Source organism: Barnesiella sp. CU968 (assembly GCF_905219685.1).
Taxonomy (GTDB): domain Bacteria; phylum Bacteroidota; class Bacteroidia; order Bacteroidales; family Muribaculaceae; genus Lepagella; species Lepagella muris_A.
The window spans coordinates 1-2,519 of the sequence record NZ_CAJMXD010000409.1 but is presented as its reverse complement, the minus strand read 5'-3'; the positions used below and the strand labels follow the sequence as shown (position 1 = coordinate 2,519).

Sequence of the window (2,519 nt, the reverse complement as noted above, 5' to 3'; positions counted from 1 at the left end):
CAAATACAAAAAGTAAGCCCAACTTCTGCCGTTCAGGAAGTTGGACTCGCCTTTTTATGGTTTAGCGGACAGTAATATATCCATATACTCCGTGGCAATTATCATGTCATCTACGGAAATACTCTCCACTGCGGATGAATCCGTCTGCTTAACCTTCAAAACATAATTCATGGCAGGTCCGGAGATGGTGATATACCCCTCGCGGGCTTCATCTGACGGGGATGCAGTCACTTTTAGTCCATTATCAGATGCAACTTCAGATGCTGCTGAAACTGAGAAATCAAGCCATTCTGCATCTTTCGTGATCGTCACATTGGTGTCATTCAAAGGATAATATGTGTTGAACGTAAGGTTCTCCGAACCTCCTGTCAACGGTATTGTCAATTCCGAGATACCGGATTTCTCAAAAATCCAGGCAAAATCCCCATCAACCATCCATAAGAAATCACATGCACAAAGTTTCTTTGTGCTCCCCCTGCCTTCGTCATATATCTTACTGTCATGGAAATATCCCTGTTTTTCAGCACCACCTTCATTCCAAGACAACATTACACCGCAGTTATATGCCCAAGGGCATTCATCTCCACCTTCCCATACAGTGCCGGATCCTAATATCGGCTGCAATTTAGAGAAAGCTCCCTCTGTGGAAAATCCCTCCAAAACGGCTATAAAACCGCAATCTATGGTTATTGGAGACATGTCGCCATCCGTTCCGGGGCGTTTGAGATTGAACAATATTGATTTATCCGCCCCTGCTTTTATTGTATTCTCTCCAACAGCAATGACCTCATCTGTAGGTTCACCCTTCTCATCAAGTTTATAAAGGGTCATTGTCAATTTTGTCTCCTTTAATGCTGTATATTCTATCCATCCCCAGATCTTGGTTATTGCGTAGGGTGCATCCGGTTTATGGAAAATATTATAGAAACCTTTCATTTTCAAATCCTTCTTATCCGGGAAGACCGGGGTCCATTTCGTAACCGAATATGGATCGCTTGCCGTGGGCAGATACTTGAGAGATCCGAATGTAGTTGTTCTTTTGCCGTTAACATCCCTATATAGCATCTCAGAATAAGTTGTCATGCCAAAATCCAAAGCGCCTTCATTGAAAATTATGACACTTGGACCTCCAAATCTATATTTGAAAGAGGGTGAATATGTTAATTCAGCCATTTTTTTCGCAGACAACACAGGGGCACACCACCAGCCGTTATTGAAGGGATATGTCACTGTAAGATCTTTTGTGTTCGAATTTAACAATAACCCACCTTGTCCCGGACCTTCAGGAGAATCATATGTCCATACAAAAGAATAACCTTCCGCCTCAAGTGCGTCCGAGGTGTTTCTCCATGTATGGGCACTATATGCCGCACCGCGTCTTACGACATGGCTGTAATAACTTAAATTGGGGGTGTAACCCATTGTGAAAAGATTCGCCGGCTCATTATATGTAACGGCTGTGACGTCAAGATCCGACGCGCGGGTTTTATCTCGTTTCGACAATGTGCTGACAAGTCTTCCTTCATTGTGTTCGGCATGGCTGCCTGTTTCCGACATTACCTTTCCGGGCAATTCCATCAGCATGGACTGAGATAATGACACAAGAGATGTGGCAGACAACGCCACAAGTAATAGGCTAATTCTTTTCATAGTCTCTGGAATTTAATGAATAACTGTTTTTGATGTGCACACATCAAGCTTTCGCTGTAAAGTTATTACAATAAAATTCCTGAAACGTTAACCCATGTTAACAAATCATTTCTTACCCTCCTTTAATATCTCGCTTTTTATGCGGCTCAAATGCACCTCGGTTATACCAAGATATGAAGCAAGGTGCTTGGAAGAGACTTTGAGTATAATTTCCGGCCAACCCTCGATCAGCTGTCGCAACCTCTCTTTGGCATCTCCGGATATAAGCCGGTTTTTCAGTTCTGCATGATAAAGCTGGTTCTGATTCGCCTCCATTACCCAAAGGGCGAACTGGTGATACTTTTCTGTCATCATTCTGAACACGGCTGACGGAATCCTGACCACTTTCGAAGGCACACACGCTTCAAAACGATAATATGATGCGTCCTGCTCGTAAAAACAATGGAAAGATATGAGCAACGTGCCCGGCAACGCAAAACCTGCCGTACGCTCTGACGTCTTATCCATAAACGTGCCCCTTATCAGACCGGATGCAACAAAATAAACGTCGGGATCATACTCGCCGGCATCAATCAAGGCTTCGCGCCGTTTAAGTGACCGGACCGATGCATAAAAGAACAGTTCTTGCCACATTTCTCTCGGAAGGCGGATCTTTGCCTCATCCGAAATAAGGTCTATCAATTTATCGAGGTTTCTCATAGCTTGTCAATAAAAAAGTGATCAAGATCGTAGAAGCTTTTGGTCATGCACCGATGTAACGGCAGACCCAACAGTTTTTCATGAATAAACTCAACCGTGCCCGGTTTATGATAAGGATTATTTCCATTATTATAACAAAATTCTCTCACCTCAGCCGACAGAACACGCTC

Annotated in this window: 2 protein-coding genes; both read right to left on the bottom strand. The window is 43.5% G+C overall.

Going from position 1 to position 2,519, the window contains the following annotated elements:
- Positions 1-54: 54 nt before the first annotated feature.
- Positions 55-1,650 carry a BACON domain-containing protein gene (locus tag JX312_RS12175; protein WP_204458168.1) on the bottom strand — a complete coding sequence of 532 codons (1,596 nt, stop codon included), beginning with the start codon at positions 1,648-1,650 and terminating at the stop codon, positions 55-57.
- Positions 1,651-1,755: 105 nt separating this feature from the next.
- A complete protein-coding gene (locus JX312_RS12170) occupies positions 1,756-2,349 on the bottom strand; it encodes a Crp/Fnr family transcriptional regulator (RefSeq protein ID WP_124029895.1) in 594 nt (197 codons plus the stop codon).
- Between the last annotated feature and the right edge of the window lie 170 nt (positions 2,350-2,519).

Excerpts from the sequence above, each read along its gene's own strand:
- JX312_RS12175 (WP_204458168.1), bottom strand. The coding sequence starts at position 1,650 with ATGAAAAGAATTAGCCTATTACTTGTGGCGTTGTCTGCCACATCTCTT.
- JX312_RS12170 (WP_124029895.1), bottom strand. The coding sequence starts at position 2,349 with ATGAGAAACCTCGATAAATTGATAGACCTTATTTCGGATGAGGCAAAG.